The organism is Streptomyces sp. TE5632 (assembly GCF_054061295.1).
In genome coordinates this window covers 4,543,718-4,559,966 of the sequence record NZ_JBSSEA010000003.1, presented here as the reverse complement: position 1 = coordinate 4,559,966, position 16,249 = coordinate 4,543,718, and the positions used below count along the sequence as shown (strand labels likewise).

Below are 16,249 nucleotides of genomic sequence, written 5' to 3'. Positions count from 1 at the left end.
AAGGACAGGAATTCCCCCTGAACCGTCTGCGCGCTACAAGCCATGGCACACGCGGAGTGATCGGCCAGGCCGCACAACCTTCATCTGACAGCAGAGGCACTCCAGTTCCGGAGCCGGGCCCTGCTTGCATGTCGCACCTCGATGAGGCTGGCCCCGTCACGGTCTTCTCAAGTCAGTACACCCTTCGAGACAGACAAGGCCCGCAATCCCACGAAGGAGTGTGAAAACATGGCAAGCATCCTCGAGCGTTCTCGCAGGATCACCGTCGTGTCGGCTGTTCTGGTCGCAGTGGCAGGGGGCATGGGGCTGTCGACTGCGGCGGGGGCGGCTCCGGAGCTGCCCGCATTGTCGCTCAAGTGCAAGTCAGGGTTCGTGTGGCGTGAGGTCACCTCCAACGACCTGGTCTGCGTCACCCCTGGTACGCGCGCCCAGGTCAAGGACGACAACGCTCACGCCGCAGAGCGACGGATCAGCGAGGACGACCCCACGTGCAAGCCGGGGTTCGTGTGGCGTGAGGCTCAACCCAGTGACCTCGTCTGCGTCACCCCCGGTACGCGCGCCCAGGCGAAGGACGACAACGCTCACGCCGCGGAGCGCCGCGTGGGCGGCTGAACCACATATCGCCTGAGCAATCCCTGCCCAGCTCGTACACGGCACAGAACTGTCGGTGCGCATGGGAACCAAGAGATCCCGTTCGGTCATGCCGATCGAACGGGATTTCCCTAATGCGATCTGCACTATTGCACGTTGATTGTGTGTCTGATCAATGTGCGCTTGAACATGATCCGGTTTCAGGTACGCGGATAGGCCGGATCGCAGCGCCCTACGGAGTGGGGACGCCAGCCATGACGCTTGCGCGGCACTCACCCAGCCCCGTGGCCATCCTCTGGCCAAGATAGGCCAGTTAGGGCAGAGCCCGCGACGTCTGCGAAGCCCTCGACCACGAACTGCTGCCCAAGAACATCGAAGGCACCCGCGCCAAACTGAAACGCCTCGTCAAACTCGGCATCCTCACCGAGATCGACACCGGCAACTTCGCCCGGCAGTAATAGCCGACCAAGACCCGCGACCAGCAGAGGCTCGGAAAAACCTGCCTGGGACCAAAGCCAAAAGCCGCGGCGTCAGGGCTCGTCGATCAGCTCGATCGCGCGAATCACTGCGGTGAGGGCATCGGGGCGGCCTGTGCGTTGGTGAACGTCCAGGCAGGTGTCGGCGAGCTTGATGACGTGTTCGTCCTGGTGGCGGACGGCAAGGGCGAAGGTCTCTTCCGCTGACTGGTGGGCGGTGGGGAGGGCGTGCCGAGGTGTGGGTGCGGCGGGGGTGTAGGCCGCGGTCACGGCCGCGCTGGCCGCCCAGGCCGCGTGCAGGCTCATGGCCCACTGGGTGCTGGGGAGTGCGGGCAAGGTACGCAGGACGGCCATGGGTGCGGTTGCGGCGTGAACCAGCATGACGGGCGAGCCGTGCGCGTTCGGGAGGTAGTGCACGGCGGCAGCCGTCGTCAGATCGGCCAGCAGGTCCCGGGCCTGCCCGGCGTCCGCGGCAGGTCTCAGCGCGGCCAGCGCGATTGGCCAGTCGGTCAGGTCGGTGAGCTGGTCGAGCCGGTGGTTGATGCCCGCGGTCTGGTCGGGAACGCGCGGAACGCCTGCGAGAGCGGACGCCGGGTCGGCGGTTCCGGAAGGGGTGGCGGAGGGCACCCGCTGCCAGCGCGCCGCCCAGTAGCCAAGCGCTTGGCCGAGCTCGACCAAGCGCGGTCCGTCCTCGTGGTCCAGCAGGGCGTGGACGGCGTGGCCAGTACGGATCACCCCGTGGGTGGCGCCGGCCGCGATGCCGGGCAGAAGCCGTGGCCACCACGTCTCCAGTACCGCGCGCCAGGGCTGTTCGGTCACCTCGCGTTCGAAGAACGCAAGCCAGTCACCGAGACGGTGAGGGTCCCCGGGGCTTTCCCCCTGAGCGTGGACACCTTGGACACTGGACCTTGAGGGTCCAGAGGAAGAGATGTCACAGATGGTGATGAAGGTGTACTCGGCGGAGTTCAAGGCGGACGCTGTCGCGCTGTACCTGTCGGACCCGAAGAACACGTTCGAGGGCGTCGGCAAGGATCTGGGGATCAGCCGGGAGACGCTGCGGAACTGGGTACGGGCCGCGCGGGCCCGGCAGGGCCGCGCGGCGGGGGCCGGCGGCTCGCCGCGGACGGCACAGGCTGCCGAGGTAGCCTCCGACGATGTGCTGAAGGAAGAGAACAAGCAGCTCAGGGCCCGGATCAGGGAGCTGGAGACGGAGCGGGAGATCCTGCGGAGGGCCGCGAAGTATTTCGCCGGCGAGACCAACTGGTGAGCCGTTTCCAGTTCGTCGAGGATCATCGCGGCGCGTTCGGCGTCAAGCGGCTGTGCCGGGTTCTGGAGGTCTCCCGGTCCGGGTTCTACCGGTGGCTGAAGGGCGCCCCGGCCCGCATCGAGCGGGCGCGGTCCGATGCCCGGCTGGCGAGGCGGATCCGGGAGATCCACAAGGAGTCCGACGGCACGTACGGGATCCCGCGCGTCACGGCCGAGCTGAAGGCCGCCGGGATAGACGTCAACCACAAGCGCGTCGAGCGGGTGATGCGCCGGATCGGCGTCCAGGGCGTGCACCTGCGCAAGAAGGTCCGCACCACGGTGCCCGAGCCGGAAGCATCCCCGGTGCCGGACCTGCTGCAACGCAACTTCACCGCGAGCGAGCCGAACACCAAATACGTCGGTGACATCACGTATCTCCCCATCGGGGACGGTCAATTCCTCTATCTCGCAACGGTGTTGGACCTGCATTCCAGACGGCTCGTGGGCTGGTCGATCGCCGACCACATGCGCACCGGGCTGGTCACCGACGCCCTCGAAGCCGCCGCCCGCACCCGTGGCGGCAGCCTTCACGGGGCGATCTTCCACAGCGACAACGGGGCGCAGGGCGGATTCAATCGGTCGTTGCAACACCTCGTCCTCGGAGGTGTTGATGGGCAGGCCAGCAGGGTGGATGGCGGCGTTGACTGGACGGTCGCCGATGAAGTCCCCGGGTGCGCCGGTGCTTCGGCGGGAAGTGGCACGTCAGTTCTGGCGGGAGATCGCGAAGGGGTTGCTCGCCGAGGAGGCGGCAGCTGCGGTTGGCGTATCCCAGGCGGCGGGTTGCAGGTGGTTCCGTCACGGTGGCGGCATGCCACCAATGGATCTTGCTCCGCAGTCCGGCCGGTACCTGTCCTTTCACGAGCGTGAAGAGATCGCGATCCTCAAAGCGCAGGGCATCGGAGTCCGGGAGGCCGCGCGACGTCTCGGCCGCGATCCATCGACGGTATCCCGGGAGCTGCGGCGCAACGCCGCGACCCGTGGCGGCCGGCTGGACTACCGGGCTTCGGTCGCGCAGTGGAAGGCCGACCTCGTGGCCCGGCGCCCGAAGACAGCGAAGCTGGCCGCGAACGACCGGCTGCGGGACTACGTGCAGGAAAGGCTGTCCGGCCAGGTCAGCCGGCCGGACGGGACAGAACTGGGGCCGAAGGGCCCGCGGTGGAAGGGGAAGAACAAGCCGCACCGCGGCGACCGCAAATGGGTCATGGCGTGGAGTCCGGAGCAGATCGCGAACCGGCTGAAGGTCGACTTCCCCGATGATGAGTCCATGCGGATCAGCCATGAGGCGATCTACCAGGCCCTGTTCATCGAAGGCCGTGGAGCGCTCAAGCGTGAGCTCGTTGCCTGCCTGCGCACCGGCAGAGCCCTGCGGGTGCCTCGTGCCCGGTCCAAGCGGAAGGCGTGGGCCCACGTCACGCCCGAGGTGTTGATCAGCGAACGGCCGGCCGAAGCCGACGACCGCGCCGTACCGGGACACTGGGAGGGCGACCTCCTGATCGGACTTGAACGATCGGCAATCGGCACGCTGGTCGAGCGCACGACCCGGTACACGGTGCTTGTCCACCTGCCCCGCCAGGACGGCTACGGCATCGTTCCCCGTACCAAGAACGGGCCGCCGTTGGCCGGTTACGGCGCGGTGACGATGAAAGATGCGCTTGCGGCGACGATCGGCACCCTGCCCGAGCAACTATGGCGGTCGCTTACCTGGGACCGGGGCAAGGAGCTCTCGGCGCACGCCCAGTTCACGATCGAGACCGGCGTCCCGGTCTACTTCGCCGATCCGCACAGCCCCTGGCAGCGCGGCACGAATGAGAACACGAACGGCCTGCTGCGCCAGTACTTCCCGAAGGGAACCGACCTTTCTCGATGGGCGGCGGAGGATATCGAGGCGGTCGCAGCCACGCTCAACAGTCGCCCCCGCAAGAGCCTCGGTTGGAAGACACCCGCCGAAGCCCTCAACGACCGTCTACTATCGATGAAATAAGCCGGTGTTGCATCCACTGGTTGAACCTGGTCAGTACGCGTCGAAGGAGTTCGCGAAGGTGTGCCGTCGGCTCGGCGTGACCCGCTCGCGCGGCGCGGTCGGCACCAGCGCCGACAACGCCGCCGCAGAGAGCTTCAACGCAACCTTGAAAAGGGAGACCTTGCAGGGAAAGAAACGCTGGTCAGGGGCACGGGAGGCCCGTCTCGCGGTGTTCCGGTGGGTCACCCGCTACAACACCAGACGCAGGCACTCAGGGCTCGGCTACATCAGCCCGATCGCCTTTGAACAGCGATCAGTTACGCTGGCCGCTGCCGCATAGCAAACGGTGTCCACGCTTCAGGGGAAGCCCCCCCCAAGTGCCGTGCGCCATTCGGCGGCGGTGATGGGCGAGGCGCCGCGGGGCCGATCGTCCAGCCGACTCATGTAGAGGTCCAACCAGCGGTGGACCTGTCGCGCGTGTCCGCGTCTGACCATGGATTCCACCGCCATGGGACCGTGATTGGTCAGCCAGCCTTCGAATTCCGGTCCGGTCCGATGCAGCCGTTCGTAGGCCTCGTCGAGCGTGCTGTCGATTTTCATGTGATCTGACTCTAGTCACGCGATGATGCGCCACCATCGGTCCAGGGATCTAGACACGCCCCTACACCGGACTTAGGACCTTCAGACGGACACCCACATCCAGATCGGCCCGACCGGCAAGAAGCTGCTGCCTCTCGAAGGTATCCGGGCCAAGCTGAAACGCCAGGTCAGCCGCGGCGTCCTCACCGAACCCGAGCACGGACTCTTCACCCTGCCGCGGTCTACTCAACCCGCACCACAGCCCGCCTCAACCTAGGACCCGACGAAAGCTCACAGAACGCCCCCTGAGAGGGCGTTTACGTAGGCTTATTCCCGAATGCGGCTTCTATCTCCACACCCCTTTGAGGATTTTCATCTGTTAGATGATGAATGCCCTCCCTCCGGCCACAAGGTCGAGTGCCCGCCTCATCCGCTTTCGCCTTCGGAAGTCCGTCTGGTTTGAAAATGATGCAGAACCGCCCGGCAGCCGGCGGAACCGAATCCTCCGGCATGCTCGTGCTCGCGTTGGACGGTGAGCGAGCGGAAGCCGTACCCCAGCGACCTGTCCGACGCCCGGTGGGCCCTGATCGAGCCGACGCTGACGGCCTGGAGAAAGGCCCGGCTCGACCGCAGACCGACCGGACAGCCGGCCAAGGTCGACCTGCGCGAGGTGTTCAACGCGCTCCGCTACGTCAACCGCACGGGAATCTTCTGGAAATACCTCCCGCACGACTTCCCGAACCACGGCACCGTCCATGCCTACTACGCCGCGTGGCGTGATGAGGGAATCTTCGCCCAGCTCAACTATGACCTCACCGGCCTGGCCCGGGTGAAGGAGGGGCGCAAGCCCGAACCGACCGCCTCCGTGATCGACACCCAGAGCGTGGAGACCTCCACCAACGCGCCCCTGACCAGCCAGGGAACGGACGCCGCCAAGAGGATCGTCGGGAGGAAGCGCGGCATCCTCACCGACACGCTCGGGCTCCTCCTCGTCGCGATCGTCACCACCGCGAGCCTCTCCGAAAACGTCGTGGGAACACGCCTCCTCGACCAGGCCAAGGAAACGTACCCGACCATCACGAAAAGCTGGGTCGACGCCGGCTTCAAGAACGCCGTGGTCGAGCACGGAGCGCGGCTCGGAATCGATGTCGAAGTCGTCAACAGAAATCCCGGAGTCCGCGGCTTCCATGTCGTCAAAAGGCGCTGGGTGGTGGAGCGGAGTATCGGTTGGATCATGATGCACCGGCGCCTCGCCCGCGACTACGAGACCCTCGCCGCCAGCTCCGAAGCCATGATCCACATCGCCTCGATCGACAACCTCGCCAAGCGCATGACGGATGAGACGACACCAACCTGGCGAGGAACCTACTAGGTCATAAGCGGCAATCCGTCCACGCTAAACGCCCTCTCAGATGCCGTGAATGCTTGGCTAGATGATGCTGAGTGACAGTGATGTCGCGTAGCATCGGAACCTCCTGGGGAGGCTGTCTAAGGGCTTGCCGATCATCAAGGTGTTGCTTTCGGGGCTGGGGCTCGTTGATGTCGTATGCGCATCCCGGACGAGACTCGTGACCAGCTTGCTGTGAAGCTCGCGGTGCTGTTCCCGCATCTGGACGAGCGGCAGCGGCTGCTGATGGCCGCGGAGGCCCGGGGGCTGGGGCATGGCGGTGTCCGGGCCGTGGCCCGGGCGGCCCAGGTGAGCGAGACGACAATCCGCAAGGGTGTGTCCGACCTGGAAGCGGGCGAGTCCCTGCTCGGGCGGGTGCGGCGGCCGGGCGGCGGACGCAAACGCGTCGCGGACCTCGACCCCGGACTGCGGACCGCGCTGCTGGCGCTGGTCGAGCCGGACGAGCGCGGGGATCCGATGTCGCCGTTGCGGTGGACGACCAGGTCGACCCGCACGCTGGCGGCCGAGCTGACCCGCCGGGGGCACCGGGTCGGTGCCGACACCGTCGCCGGTCTGCTGCGCGATGAGGGTTTCCGTCTGCAGGCCAACGCCAAGACGCTCGAGGGCAGTCAGCATGCGGACCGGGATGCCCAGTTCCGTTATCTCAACGAGCGAGCACGCGACCACCGGGATGCCGGCCAGCCGGTGATCAGCGTGAACACCAAGAAGAAGGAACTGGTCGGCGACTTCAAAAACCCCGGCCCTTCCTGGCGGCCGACGGGCGGTCCGGTGCCGGTGCGCGTCCATGACTTCGCCGACCCGCAGCTGGGCAAGGCCATCCCCTACGGAATCTACGACCTGGGCGGCCAACACCGGCTGGGTCAACGTCGGCACCGACCACGATACCGCCGCGTTCGCGGTGGAGTCGATCCGCCGCTGGTGGCACGCCCAGGGCCACGACACCTACCCGCAGGCTTCCCGGTTGTTGATCACTGCCGATGCGGGCGGCTCCAACGGCTACCGCACCCGGGCCTGGAAACTCCACCTCGCCCGACTGGCCGCCGAAACCGGCCTGACCATCACGGTCTGCCATCTACCGCCGGGCACATCGAAGTGGAACAAGATCGAGCACCGGCTCTTCTCCCACATCACGACGAACTGGCGCGGCCGCCCACTGACCAGCCACGAAGTCATCCTCGAGTCCCTCGCCGCGACCACCACTTGCACCGGACTGCGCGTGAAAGCCGCGCTGGACACCCACACCTACCCCACCGGAGTCAGGGTCGACGACGCGGAGATGGCGGCCCTGCCGCTGACCCGTCACGCCTTCCACGGCGACTGGAACTATGTTCTGCACCCCCACCCCGTCCCGGCCGCTGCGGAACCTGACACCTCCCCCACACCGGCAACGCAGTGGGAGCGTGCGCTGCTGTCCGACCCCGCACTGACCGGGATGTCCGGCCGTCAACTGGACCGTCTCATCCAGACCCTGGCCCCGACGGGAGATACCCGGCGCGGCCGCCCGCCCCGGCTCGCCTTCCCCGACCAGGTCCTGGCCACCGTGCTCCACCTGCACGTCAACCTGGCCGCGGAACCCCTCGCCGTGCTCTTCGACAGCAGCCGCACCGCCATGCACCGCACCCTGCTGAAGGTCAGGCGACTGCTCGAGGCGCAGGGCATCGTCATCCCGCCGGCCACCACCCCGCCCGCCGCTCTCACGGCCCTTCACGCCCGGGTCACCGCCCAAAGCAGCAGCCCCAACTGCAAGATCAAGACGACACGTTAATGATCGGCAAGCCCTTAGACATGACGACTGGAACGCTTCCACAGCGACCGGCAGGTTCGCCGGCCGCCGTCCTCCCGCCTGGAGAGCATGAAGCCGCCGGAATTCATGGGATGGCTGCACTTGGGACATGGTGGGGCTTCGTCGGACATGCAACGCACCTGCTCGGAGGCGTGACCACGTTCCAGCTGACCGGTTGGCGTTTTGGGGTAGGGCGTAACACCTGGGTGTTACAGCCCATCGGTAGAGGAGGCTCTTCCTACCGCTTATTCGAGGATGCTGTCAGTGCTCGACTGAGGAGCCTGGAGGATCCGCCGGACCCGGCTCGCCATGCCCCGAACTGGGAGGTAAATCCGAGTGCCGCTGGAGCGGGCGGAAGCAATAAGCCCAGCACCAGTAAGCTTTTGCACAGCCTCCGGGACAAGCTCCCGGTGCTTAGTGTCTAGGCCCCGGAAGAGTGCGGATTCCTTTCGCCCCGTGCCGCGTTGGGCGTAGATCTTCTTCAATATGGTGAGGAGGACCTTGTTCATCGGTGTCGTCTTCAGGGCGAGGATGCCCTTGGCCGTCGACATCTGAGCGTCGAACTGGGCAACTTCGCAGTCGGCGAAGCGATCTGGCTGGAGCGCCGACCACCCCGCTACTCCTGTCATATGCCCGATGAGGCAGTCCTGAAAGTGTGGGAGCGCGTATCCGCTATGGTCGGTGAGGTCCAGTTCCTGGATCACGCAATCATGGAAGCTTAGCCAATCGTAGCTCTTGACATCGGCGGTCAGCGAGAAGCTGTGAAGCTCGATCTCGTGCAGGGAGATCGATGTGCGAGGCTCGTCCTCGGGCCAGAGGCGCGCGGCAACCCGAATGATGTCCGCGATAACGGCATCCGAGACTCCCTGGCGTTGGAAGGCGGTAGCGGACGAGTAAGACCCCCCCGAACTCGCGATGCCTTCCCTCTCAAGCCGCACTGCGGCAACGTCAAGGCCGACCTCATCCAGGCAGGTGATGCTGCCCGTCAGCTCCAACAACGGACTTGCCGTATTCGGATTGAGAATGCATGCCGCGACATCGCCGGCTCGGGCTGCGTCGGCGAGAGAGATGTCGACGAAGCGCCGTGAGCCGTCGACGCTGTCCATGGCTCCGAGGCCGGGAAGCCGCTGCAAGAGTTGGTACGAGCCCTCGTCTGGGGCGTAGCCGCACACCGACTGGAAGACGGACGTTAGCTCGTCTTGTGAGATGGGCCCCAGGCCGTCAGTGGAGCGTCGCGCCTGCGTAGCGAGCCGCTCCAGTACCTTCCGGACGGTGAATCCATCAACCCCCACTTCCATGCTGGCTTCCCGCTCGGCGATGCGGTCCAGCATCATGTGCCAGCCTTCACCCGCCGAGCGGCCGAACGTTCCCTCGATCGATCCGTGGAGCACGCTCGATGAACCCAGGTAGCTTAGAAGGAGGGGACGCGAGGGCAGCCAGTCCGGGAGCGCGTCGTGCCATCCGTAGGCGCTGAGGATCTCCTTCGCCTGCTCCTCCGTCGGTTCGCCCGCCATCAAGAACAGGGAGTTTTTACGGGCGCCGAGCGCGCTGCGCATCTCGCGCTCGCTGTCGAAGAAATGGGCTCGCCCCGCGAGGACGACGGAGGTCGTGGCGCGTGACTCGTCGCAAAACCGGCGCACAAGCTCTACAGATCGACGGCGGATGTCGCGCATCGCCGATGTTTTGCCGATCCATCCGGGCGTTGCGATCTCGTCGAAGCCGTCCAGGATGAGCGTCACATCGCCCGAGCGCCATGCGCGGACCAACTGGGAGGGTGCGGGAAATCCGATGGCACGGGCATGGCGCTCCAAGGCCTCGACGGGCAGGACTTGGCCTTGGTGATCGCGCAGGTTGAGGAGGATGGGAAAGGGCCGAACCGGGTTCCTGCGGTGGTCCTTGGCCAAGCGCTGGTACAGCTCGCGAAGGAACACGCTCTTGCCAGCGCCGTAGTCGCCATACAGGAGAACGGACCTGCCGTCCGTAAGTTGCTGGGCAACGCGATTGATTGAGAACGGTTCGCTGGTTCCGTTTTCCACAGGGTCGACCGCTACGTAAGGCTTGAGGTCGCTATAGTCGCCGCTGCTCGGCTCGCGCGCGCTGCCGAAGGGGTAGGCAGCACGCAGCTCCAGGTACCGCAAAGAGTCGACGAGCTGGCCTCGAAGCTGGGCGAAGCTGCACGCGAGGAGGGGCGGGCCAAAACCCTTGATAACCGTGCGTTGGTCGGCGGTGGGTTCGTCGCGCGTGACAAAGAAGCCCTTGATGGACTTGAACGGGTGCTGGCGGGCCATAGCCAGACACGCCTCTTGGAGCTTTTTTCCATCCTTCTCCGCCTTGTCCTTGCGACGGGAGACTGTGCACTCGATGATGGTGACCGAGTCCGGCCCTATGAAGACGCCGTCACGTTCGGCAGTGCCGATGTAGGTGGAACCCTGAAACTCGTTCTCCGGGGCGAAGAGCGCGCGGGATATGCGCAAGACCTCGGCCTCGAATTCGGACTCTTCCTGCTGCTTCTCGTCCGCTGGCACTAAGACCCCCTCCAGGTTGCGTGTCTGCATCACATCGTATGCGCAGGTTATGGATCTGATCGCTGTTTCGCAGCTGGGTCACCCGGACGTCTGCCTTGTCTGGCTCATCAGCTTGGGAAGCTGCGATCAGCCTCCGCGCGTCTCAAAGGTGTTGTTTGCCTGCACTGACAAGTCGGCTGACGTCCTCACGGGTCCGCACTCTGAGTGGCTGACTATCGTCGGCAGAGGTACAGAAGGCGCCGCACCAGCCCACTGATCAGGTGTCAGCCCAACGCTCAGCCGAGTTTGCCGAAGCTCCACAGAGTAGCGAGGGAGAAGATCACGAAGCCGAGAAGGATGCCGCCCATGAGCTTCCTGTTGAACTGCCGCTCCCATCGAGCTTCTGCGGCCCTTCGCTCCTTCTCGTACTGGTGCAGTCCCCGAGCCACCGCACGCGCCGTCTCTTCTTCGTTCATCGCACCCCCAACAGTTGAGGTTCGTAGCCTGCCACAGCGCCACGGATCCGGGCCGTCTCTGGGCCGTCCGAGGCTGCTCGACAGTGGCCCATGACGACCAACGAAGACCACCAGACGCACGGGCCCCACGGCTGTCAGAGCCTGGGCTTACGGTCCTGGACATGGCGGTCAGACCATCAGCACGCTGGCGTGCGCGCGTGGACGAAGAGGCAACGGAGGTCGCGGTCGGGACACGGGCCCTGAGTGATGTCTTTCTGTCGGAGCTCTTCCCTCAGTCACTGCTGGCGGCGACGGATGAGGCACTCTGCTCGTTCGAGTCGGATGTGGAGGCGCTTCGGAGCCAGGGCGACGAGCAGGTCTTCGCAGCTATCAAGCGCATCGTTCTGTTGCTGAACCAGATCAACGAGGATCACGACGGCGCGGGCTACGAGACGGAAGAGCGTGAAGAGCTGTGCCTCTACATCGATCAGACCTTGACGGAGCACGGCATCGACGTCCCTGCTCTGGCAGCGAGGCGAGGCATCAGCCGCACCGAGATCACGGACGATTGGCGGGACTGGTAGTCGTTGCCGTACAGCAACCCCAGCAACCCGAGATCACGAGCGAGGACGGCGAGACTCCGTCCGCAGGCCTGCCATGAGTACGTGCAGGCCTGCGGGTGTGAGTCGTGCGGGTGGTCTGCCCGCACGGCCGGAGAGGCTATGCCAGCTGGGACTGGACCTGGGAGGAGATCAGTTCCAGGTGGTCGAGGTCGGAGAGGTCGAGGATCTGGAGGTAGACGCGGCGGGAGCCGATCTCGGCGTAGCGGCCGATCTTGTCGACGACCTCGGCGGGCGAGCCCGCCAGGCCGTTGGCCTTGAGCTCGTCGACCTCGCGGCCGATCGCGGCGGCGCGGCGGGCGATCTCCTGGTCGTCCTTGCCGACGCAGACGACCAGGGCGTTGGAGTACACGAGGTCGTCGGGGGCGCGGCCGGCTTCCTGGGCGGCGGCGCGTACCCGGCCGAACTGGCGCTCGCTGTCCTCGAGGGAGGCGAAGGGCATGTTGAACTCGTCGGCGTAGCGCGCGGCGATCCGTGGGGTGCGGACGGCGCCGTGGCCGCCGATGAGCACCGGGACCTTCGACTGGGCGGGCTTGGGGAGCGCCGGGGAGTTCGTGAGGTCGTAGTACGTGCCGTGGAAGTCGTAGGTCTGGCCGGGCTCGGTGGCCCACAGCCCGGTGACGATCTCCAGCTGCTCCTCCAGACGGGCGAGCTTCTCCTTGGGGAAGGGGATGCCGTACGCCGTGTGCTCCTCCTCGAACCAGCCCGCGCCCAGGCCGAGTTCGATGCGGCCGCCGGACATCTGGTCCACCTGGGCGACCTGGATGGCGAGGACGCCGGGGAGGCGGAAGGTACCGGCGGTCATCAGGGTGCCGAGCCGGATGCGCTTGGTCTCGCGGGCGAGGCCGGCCAGGGTGATCCAGGCGTCGGTGGGGCCGGGCAGGCCGTCGCCGGAGCCCATCTTGAGGTAGTGGTCGGAGCGGAAGAAGGCGTCGAAACCGAGGTCCTCGGTGGCCTTGGCTACGGTGAGCAAGGTGCCGTAGGTCGCCCCCTGCTGGGGCTCGGTGAAGATACGGAGATCCATGTCTTCATCCTGCCTGGTCGGACCCGGTACGGGCGGGCCGGTCCCATCGGGGCCGATGCCTACGGCATGCCGGGCAGCCGGACCGTGGCGAGGAGACCGCCGGCGGGGCGGGGGGCGAGGTCGAGGGTCCCGGCGTGGGCGCGGACGACGCTGTGCACGATGGCGAGGCCGAGGCCGACGCTGGCGTGTTCGTCGGTGCGTACGCGTTCCGTTCCGCGTTGGAAGGGTTCGGTGAGGGTCGGCACCAGTTCCGGTGGGAGCGGATGACCCGTGTTCTCGACCCGCACCACGCTCGCGTCGCCCTGCGCCTCGGTGTGGACCGTCATGGTGCCGCCGGCGGGGAGGTTGTGGACGACGGCGTTCTGGACGAGGTTCGTCACCATCCGCAGCAGGAGCTCCGCGGAGCCGCCGGTCCGTGTCGCTCCGCCGGTGACGTCGAGCGTGATCCCGCGTCGTTCGGCGAGGGGGAGCAGGGTCTCGGCGGCCTCTTCGGCGACGAGGGAGGGGTCGACGCTCTCGCGGGTGAAGTTCCCGCGGTCGCTGCGGCTGAGCAGCAGGAAGGCCTTGGTGAGGCCGATCGCGCGGAGCGGGGCAGGAGGAGCCGCATCGCCTACGGGGCGATGCGGCGTCCCGGAAGAGGACGGTGGCGGGCTTGGTCATGGGAGGGGAGTGATGGTACGTGGCCGGGGGCGGGGGCCGGTCGCTCGTTCGGGTGAGCCCGGCCGGATGCGAAGAGGCGAGCGAGGGGCGGGACTACGTTGGGCGGCATGTCACGTTTCCGGATGTACCCGACCACCGCGCAGGCGGAGCGGATGCTGCTGCACTGCGCGCACGCCCGGTACGTGTGGAACCTGGCCGTCGAGCAGCACGCGCACCGGCGGCCGGGCGGCAGGTCCGCGCCCGGGTTCGCCGAGCAGTGCCGTCAGCTCACCGAGGCCCGGCGGGACAACGCCTGGCTGCGGGCAGGGAACGCGGACGTGCAGCAGCAGGCCCTGAAGGACTTCGCCAGGGCCAAGAACGCCCGGTTCACCTCCGGGTTCGGCGAGCCGACCTGGCGCAGAAAGCATGTGCACGAGGGCTTCCGCGTGATCGGCACCGACCGGGTCCCGGAGTCCGGGCCAGACGGCACCCCGAGGCTGAACACCACGGGCCGGCAGGTCATGGGCCGCTCGGTGGTGGTGCAGAAACTCAACCGACGCTGGGCGCGGGTGAAGGTGCCCGGCTGCGGCTGGGTGCGCTTTCGCCTCACCCGCGCCGGGCTGCCGGTGGCGAAGACGTTCCGGGTCACCTTCCACAACAACCAGTGGCACATCGCCTTCGCGGTCATCCCCGAACCGGTCGACGCGCCCGGCACGGGGGAGGTCATCGGCATCGACCGGGGCATCAAGATCACTGCCGCCCTGTCCGACGGGCGGAGGCTGAACTGCCCCCAGCTCACCACCCGGGAACGGGCCCGGGTCCGCAAGCACCAGCGCCGCGCGGCCCGCGCCCCCAAAGGCAGCGACCATAAGCGGGAGGAGCATGCGAAGGTGGCCAGGCTCAAGGCCCGGGAGGCGGCCCGGCGCAAGGACTGGTGCGAGAAGACCTCCACCATGCTCGCCCGCACCTACCGGCTGATCCGGTTCGAGAAGCTGCACATCACGACCATGACCCGCTCGGCAAAAGGGACCGTCGCGCAGCCCGGCACCCGGGTGCGGCAGAAGGCCGGGCTGAACCGGGCGATCCTCGCCCGGGGCTGGGGCCTGCTGCGCCGCCGGACCGGGGAGAAGGCCCCGGGCCGGGTGGAGGACGTGCCCGCCCCCTACACGTCGTTGCGGTGCAGTGCCTGCGGATGGATCGAGAAGGACTCGCGCAAGAGCCACGCCGAGTTCGTCTGCGTCTCCTGCGGGTTCAGCTGCAACGCGGATGAGAACGCGGCGGTCAACGTCGCGGCAGGACAGGGCGGGATCCCCCGCCCCCGGCGCACAGCCGGTGCCGGAGGGGTGACAGCGGCCGCCGGCCGCTCGAGCGCCCGTGAACCTCGACCCACCCGGGTCGGAATCCCCCTCTCTTAAGAGAAGGGGGAGGATGTCAAGATCAGTACGCGCATGTACGAAGCCTAAGCAGCACGGCATATCGCCGACGTATACGAGGACGTGTGCACACAGGACACGCGACTCAGCCCGCCGGTACGGGCGCGGGGCGTGGCCGGTCCGACGGCGCTTCGGCCGTGGTGCGCCACCAGCGGCGCGACGCCAGCGCGGCCAGCGCGGCGCCGACTGCGTTGACCAGGACGTCGTCCACGGAGGACACCCGGTCCAGCCGCAGGACGTACTGTGCGGTTTCGACCAGAACCGAGCAGCCCGCCCCGAGCGCCAGGATCCGCGGCACGGACGCCAGCGTCGCGTACCGTATCGGGGCGAAGAACCCCAGCGATGCGAAGACCAGCAGGTTGCCGAGGATTCCGAGCGTCCCCATCGTGAGCAGGTCCCGCAGCGGTACCAGGCTGACCCGGCCGGGGACGATGCCGGCGCCGGCGCCCGGCATCATGGTCATCCAGAGGAACGGCACCGTCCCGTGGACCATGCCCACCTCGGCCAGCGACATCCGCCACGCCGATGTGACGCCGGCGGCCCGCCGACGGCGCGCCAGAGCCCACACCACCAGTGCGGCCAACGGCAGCGTGACCAGCGTGATGAGCACCACACCGTTGAACGTGCCGAAGCAGCCGTGCCACCGCCCGGCCATGCACGCCGGAGCGGCCATCATGAGCGGCCGCCGCACGGCGAACAGGGCGCTCGCCAGGCCGAGAGCCGCCAGGCCGAGGAGCACGATCCTGCGCGTGCGGCGGGGTGGTGCCGACAGGGGTGTGTCGTGGTTCATGCCCTCATGGAAGACGGAGGGCCGTTGCGGTGGCGTATGCGATTTTCGATACGCCCGCGATACTTCGACCCGCCCGCGACACCGGGACGGCCTTCACGTGCGTTCCGCCTCGCGCTCCGACAGGGCGCGGTCGCGGTCCGCCAGTTTGCGGAGCATCTCCAGGACGCGGTCGCGGGACTCGTCCGCCGCGTCGATGGCCTCCACGCACTGCCAGTACGCGGACTCGTCGTCCGCGGAGCAGGCGAGGCCGACCAGCGCGATACCGACCTCGCCGAGCAGTCCGCCGAGGTGTGTCAGCGTCTGCCGGGCGTCGCCCAGTTCGCTGAGCCGGGCCGCGCGCAGGTCGGCGGGAGCGAGGGGCGGGGTGTCCAGGACACCGCAGCCGCGGCCCGCCAGTTCGGTCAGACCCAGTGCCTCGCCCCGCAGTTCGGGTGGGCCGGCGACCGCGAGGCGGCTCCCTATCGCCTGGGCGAGGGCCTGGGCCTGCCACACCTCCGTCGAGAGCTCCGGCACATCGCCGGCGGCGGTCAGGGCCCGTCTGCTCTCCGCTATCAGCCGCACAGCGTCCATGTGCGCTGCCCCTGTCTGTCCGACGCGCTGCCCACGCGTCCACCCAACTTCCTTGTCAACTACCCAGAGTGAGTCTCTTTCAGTCAGAAAGCCACGGAGAAGGCGGAAATCT

General features: G+C 67.2%; 11 protein-coding genes and 5 pseudogenes. 8 read left to right on the top strand and 8 right to left on the bottom strand.

What is annotated here, in order from left to right; translation table 11 throughout:
* The first annotated feature begins 228 nt into the window (after window positions 1-228).
* A complete protein-coding gene (locus ACVW19_RS25980; protein ID WP_457462208.1) occupies window positions 229-612 on the top strand; it encodes a hypothetical protein in 384 nt (127 codons plus the stop codon).
* 509 nt (window positions 613-1,121) lie between these two features.
* Here the strand turns inward: ACVW19_RS25980 and ACVW19_RS25975 are convergent.
* On the bottom strand, window positions 1,122-1,886 hold the full coding sequence (locus ACVW19_RS25975) for a questin oxidase family protein (protein ID WP_457462207.1): 765 nt from the start codon (window positions 1,884-1,886) through the stop codon (window positions 1,122-1,124).
* A gap of 118 nt (window positions 1,887-2,004) precedes the next feature.
* Here ACVW19_RS25975 and ACVW19_RS25970 point away from each other — a divergent pair.
* From ACVW19_RS25970 to ACVW19_RS25960, 3 genes and pseudogenes are all read left to right on the top strand, one after another.
* Window positions 2,005-2,936, top strand: a pseudogene (locus ACVW19_RS25970) (IS3 family transposase); the annotation flags it as partial.
* A gap of 67 nt (window positions 2,937-3,003) precedes the next feature.
* Window positions 3,004-4,353 (top strand): IS30 family transposase, encoded by a 1,350-nt coding sequence (locus ACVW19_RS25965; RefSeq protein WP_457455537.1) that lies wholly within the window; start codon window positions 3,004-3,006, stop codon window positions 4,351-4,353.
* 31 nt (window positions 4,354-4,384) lie between these two features.
* Window positions 4,385-4,672 (top strand): annotated as a pseudogene (locus ACVW19_RS25960) (transposase); the annotation flags it as partial.
* A 32-nt stretch (window positions 4,673-4,704) separates the two neighbouring features.
* Here the strand turns inward: ACVW19_RS25960 and ACVW19_RS25955 are convergent.
* A pseudogene (locus tag ACVW19_RS25955) lies at window positions 4,705-4,932 on the bottom strand (questin oxidase family protein); the annotation flags it as partial.
* Between the two features lie 511 nt (window positions 4,933-5,443).
* Between ACVW19_RS25955 and ACVW19_RS25950 the strand changes: the two are divergent.
* The gene (locus tag ACVW19_RS25950; protein WP_457462205.1) at window positions 5,444-6,283 is read left to right on the top strand and encodes an IS5 family transposase; all 840 of its coding nucleotides are present in this window, start codon (window positions 5,444-5,446) and stop codon (window positions 6,281-6,283) included.
* Window positions 6,284-6,457: 174 nt separating this feature from the next.
* Window positions 6,458-8,084: pseudogene (locus tag ACVW19_RS25945) on the top strand (ISAzo13 family transposase).
* Between the two features lie 263 nt (window positions 8,085-8,347).
* On the opposite strand, the gene ACVW19_RS25940 reads toward ACVW19_RS25945, so the two are convergent.
* Window positions 8,348-10,627: an NACHT domain-containing protein gene (locus ACVW19_RS25940; RefSeq protein WP_457462203.1), complete on the bottom strand. Its 2,280-nt coding sequence runs from the start codon at window positions 10,625-10,627 to the stop codon at window positions 8,348-8,350.
* Window positions 10,628-10,902: 275 nt separating this feature from the next.
* Window positions 10,903-11,082 carry a hypothetical protein gene (locus tag ACVW19_RS25935; RefSeq protein WP_457462201.1) on the bottom strand — a complete coding sequence of 60 codons (180 nt, stop codon included), beginning with the start codon at window positions 11,080-11,082 and terminating at the stop codon, window positions 10,903-10,905.
* Between the two features lie 161 nt (window positions 11,083-11,243).
* On the opposite strand from ACVW19_RS25935, the gene ACVW19_RS25930 reads away from it, so the two are divergent.
* Window positions 11,244-11,645 (top strand): hypothetical protein, encoded by a 402-nt coding sequence (locus tag ACVW19_RS25930; RefSeq protein WP_457462199.1) that lies wholly within the window; start codon window positions 11,244-11,246, stop codon window positions 11,643-11,645.
* Window positions 11,646-11,781: 136 nt separating this feature from the next.
* Here the strand turns inward: ACVW19_RS25930 and ACVW19_RS25925 are convergent, their stop codons facing one another.
* Together ACVW19_RS25925 and ACVW19_RS25920 are read right to left on the bottom strand one after the other, a co-directional pair.
* Window positions 11,782-12,705, bottom strand: a complete 924-nt coding sequence (locus ACVW19_RS25925) for an LLM class F420-dependent oxidoreductase (RefSeq protein ID WP_457462198.1) — start codon at window positions 12,703-12,705, stop codon at window positions 11,782-11,784.
* A 59-nt stretch (window positions 12,706-12,764) separates the two neighbouring features.
* Window positions 12,765-13,289 (bottom strand): annotated as a pseudogene (locus ACVW19_RS25920) (sensor histidine kinase); the annotation flags it as partial.
* A 183-nt stretch (window positions 13,290-13,472) separates the two neighbouring features.
* On the opposite strand from ACVW19_RS25920, the gene ACVW19_RS25915 reads away from it, so the two are divergent.
* The gene (locus tag ACVW19_RS25915; RefSeq protein ID WP_457462197.1) at window positions 13,473-14,759 is read left to right on the top strand and encodes an RNA-guided endonuclease InsQ/TnpB family protein; all 1,287 of its coding nucleotides are present in this window, start codon (window positions 13,473-13,475) and stop codon (window positions 14,757-14,759) included.
* 103 nt (window positions 14,760-14,862) lie between these two features.
* On the opposite strand, the gene ACVW19_RS25910 is transcribed toward ACVW19_RS25915, so the two are convergent.
* Together ACVW19_RS25910 and ACVW19_RS25905 are read right to left on the bottom strand one after the other, a co-directional pair.
* Window positions 14,863-15,567 (bottom strand): VanZ family protein, encoded by a 705-nt coding sequence (locus tag ACVW19_RS25910; RefSeq protein ID WP_457462195.1) that lies wholly within the window; start codon window positions 15,565-15,567, stop codon window positions 14,863-14,865.
* A gap of 93 nt (window positions 15,568-15,660) precedes the next feature.
* Complete coding sequence (locus tag ACVW19_RS25905; RefSeq protein ID WP_457462193.1) at window positions 15,661-16,137, bottom strand: DUF6099 family protein; 477 nt, start codon at window positions 16,135-16,137, stop codon at window positions 15,661-15,663.
* Window positions 16,138-16,249: the final 112 nt, after the last annotated feature.

Bases quoted from the DNA above. Each gene is read 5' to 3' on its own strand.
- ACVW19_RS25925 (WP_457462198.1), bottom strand. From the start codon at position 12,705: ATGGATCTCCGTATCTTCACCGAGCCCCAGCAGGGGGCGACCTACGGC.
- ACVW19_RS25905 (WP_457462193.1), bottom strand. From the start codon at position 16,137: ATGGACGCTGTGCGGCTGATAGCGGAGAGCAGACGGGCCCTGACCGCC.
- ACVW19_RS25930 (WP_457462199.1), top strand. From the start codon at position 11,244: ATGGCGGTCAGACCATCAGCACGCTGGCGTGCGCGCGTGGACGAAGAG.
- ACVW19_RS25935 (WP_457462201.1), bottom strand. From the start codon at position 11,082: ATGAACGAAGAAGAGACGGCGCGTGCGGTGGCTCGGGGACTGCACCAG.
- ACVW19_RS25915 (WP_457462197.1), top strand. From the start codon at position 13,473: ATGTCACGTTTCCGGATGTACCCGACCACCGCGCAGGCGGAGCGGATG.
- ACVW19_RS25980 (WP_457462208.1), top strand. From the start codon at position 229: ATGGCAAGCATCCTCGAGCGTTCTCGCAGGATCACCGTCGTGTCGGCT.
- ACVW19_RS25965 (WP_457455537.1), top strand. From the start codon at position 3,004: ATGGCGGCGTTGACTGGACGGTCGCCGATGAAGTCCCCGGGTGCGCCG.
- ACVW19_RS25910 (WP_457462195.1), bottom strand. From the start codon at position 15,567: ATGAACCACGACACACCCCTGTCGGCACCACCCCGCCGCACGCGCAGG.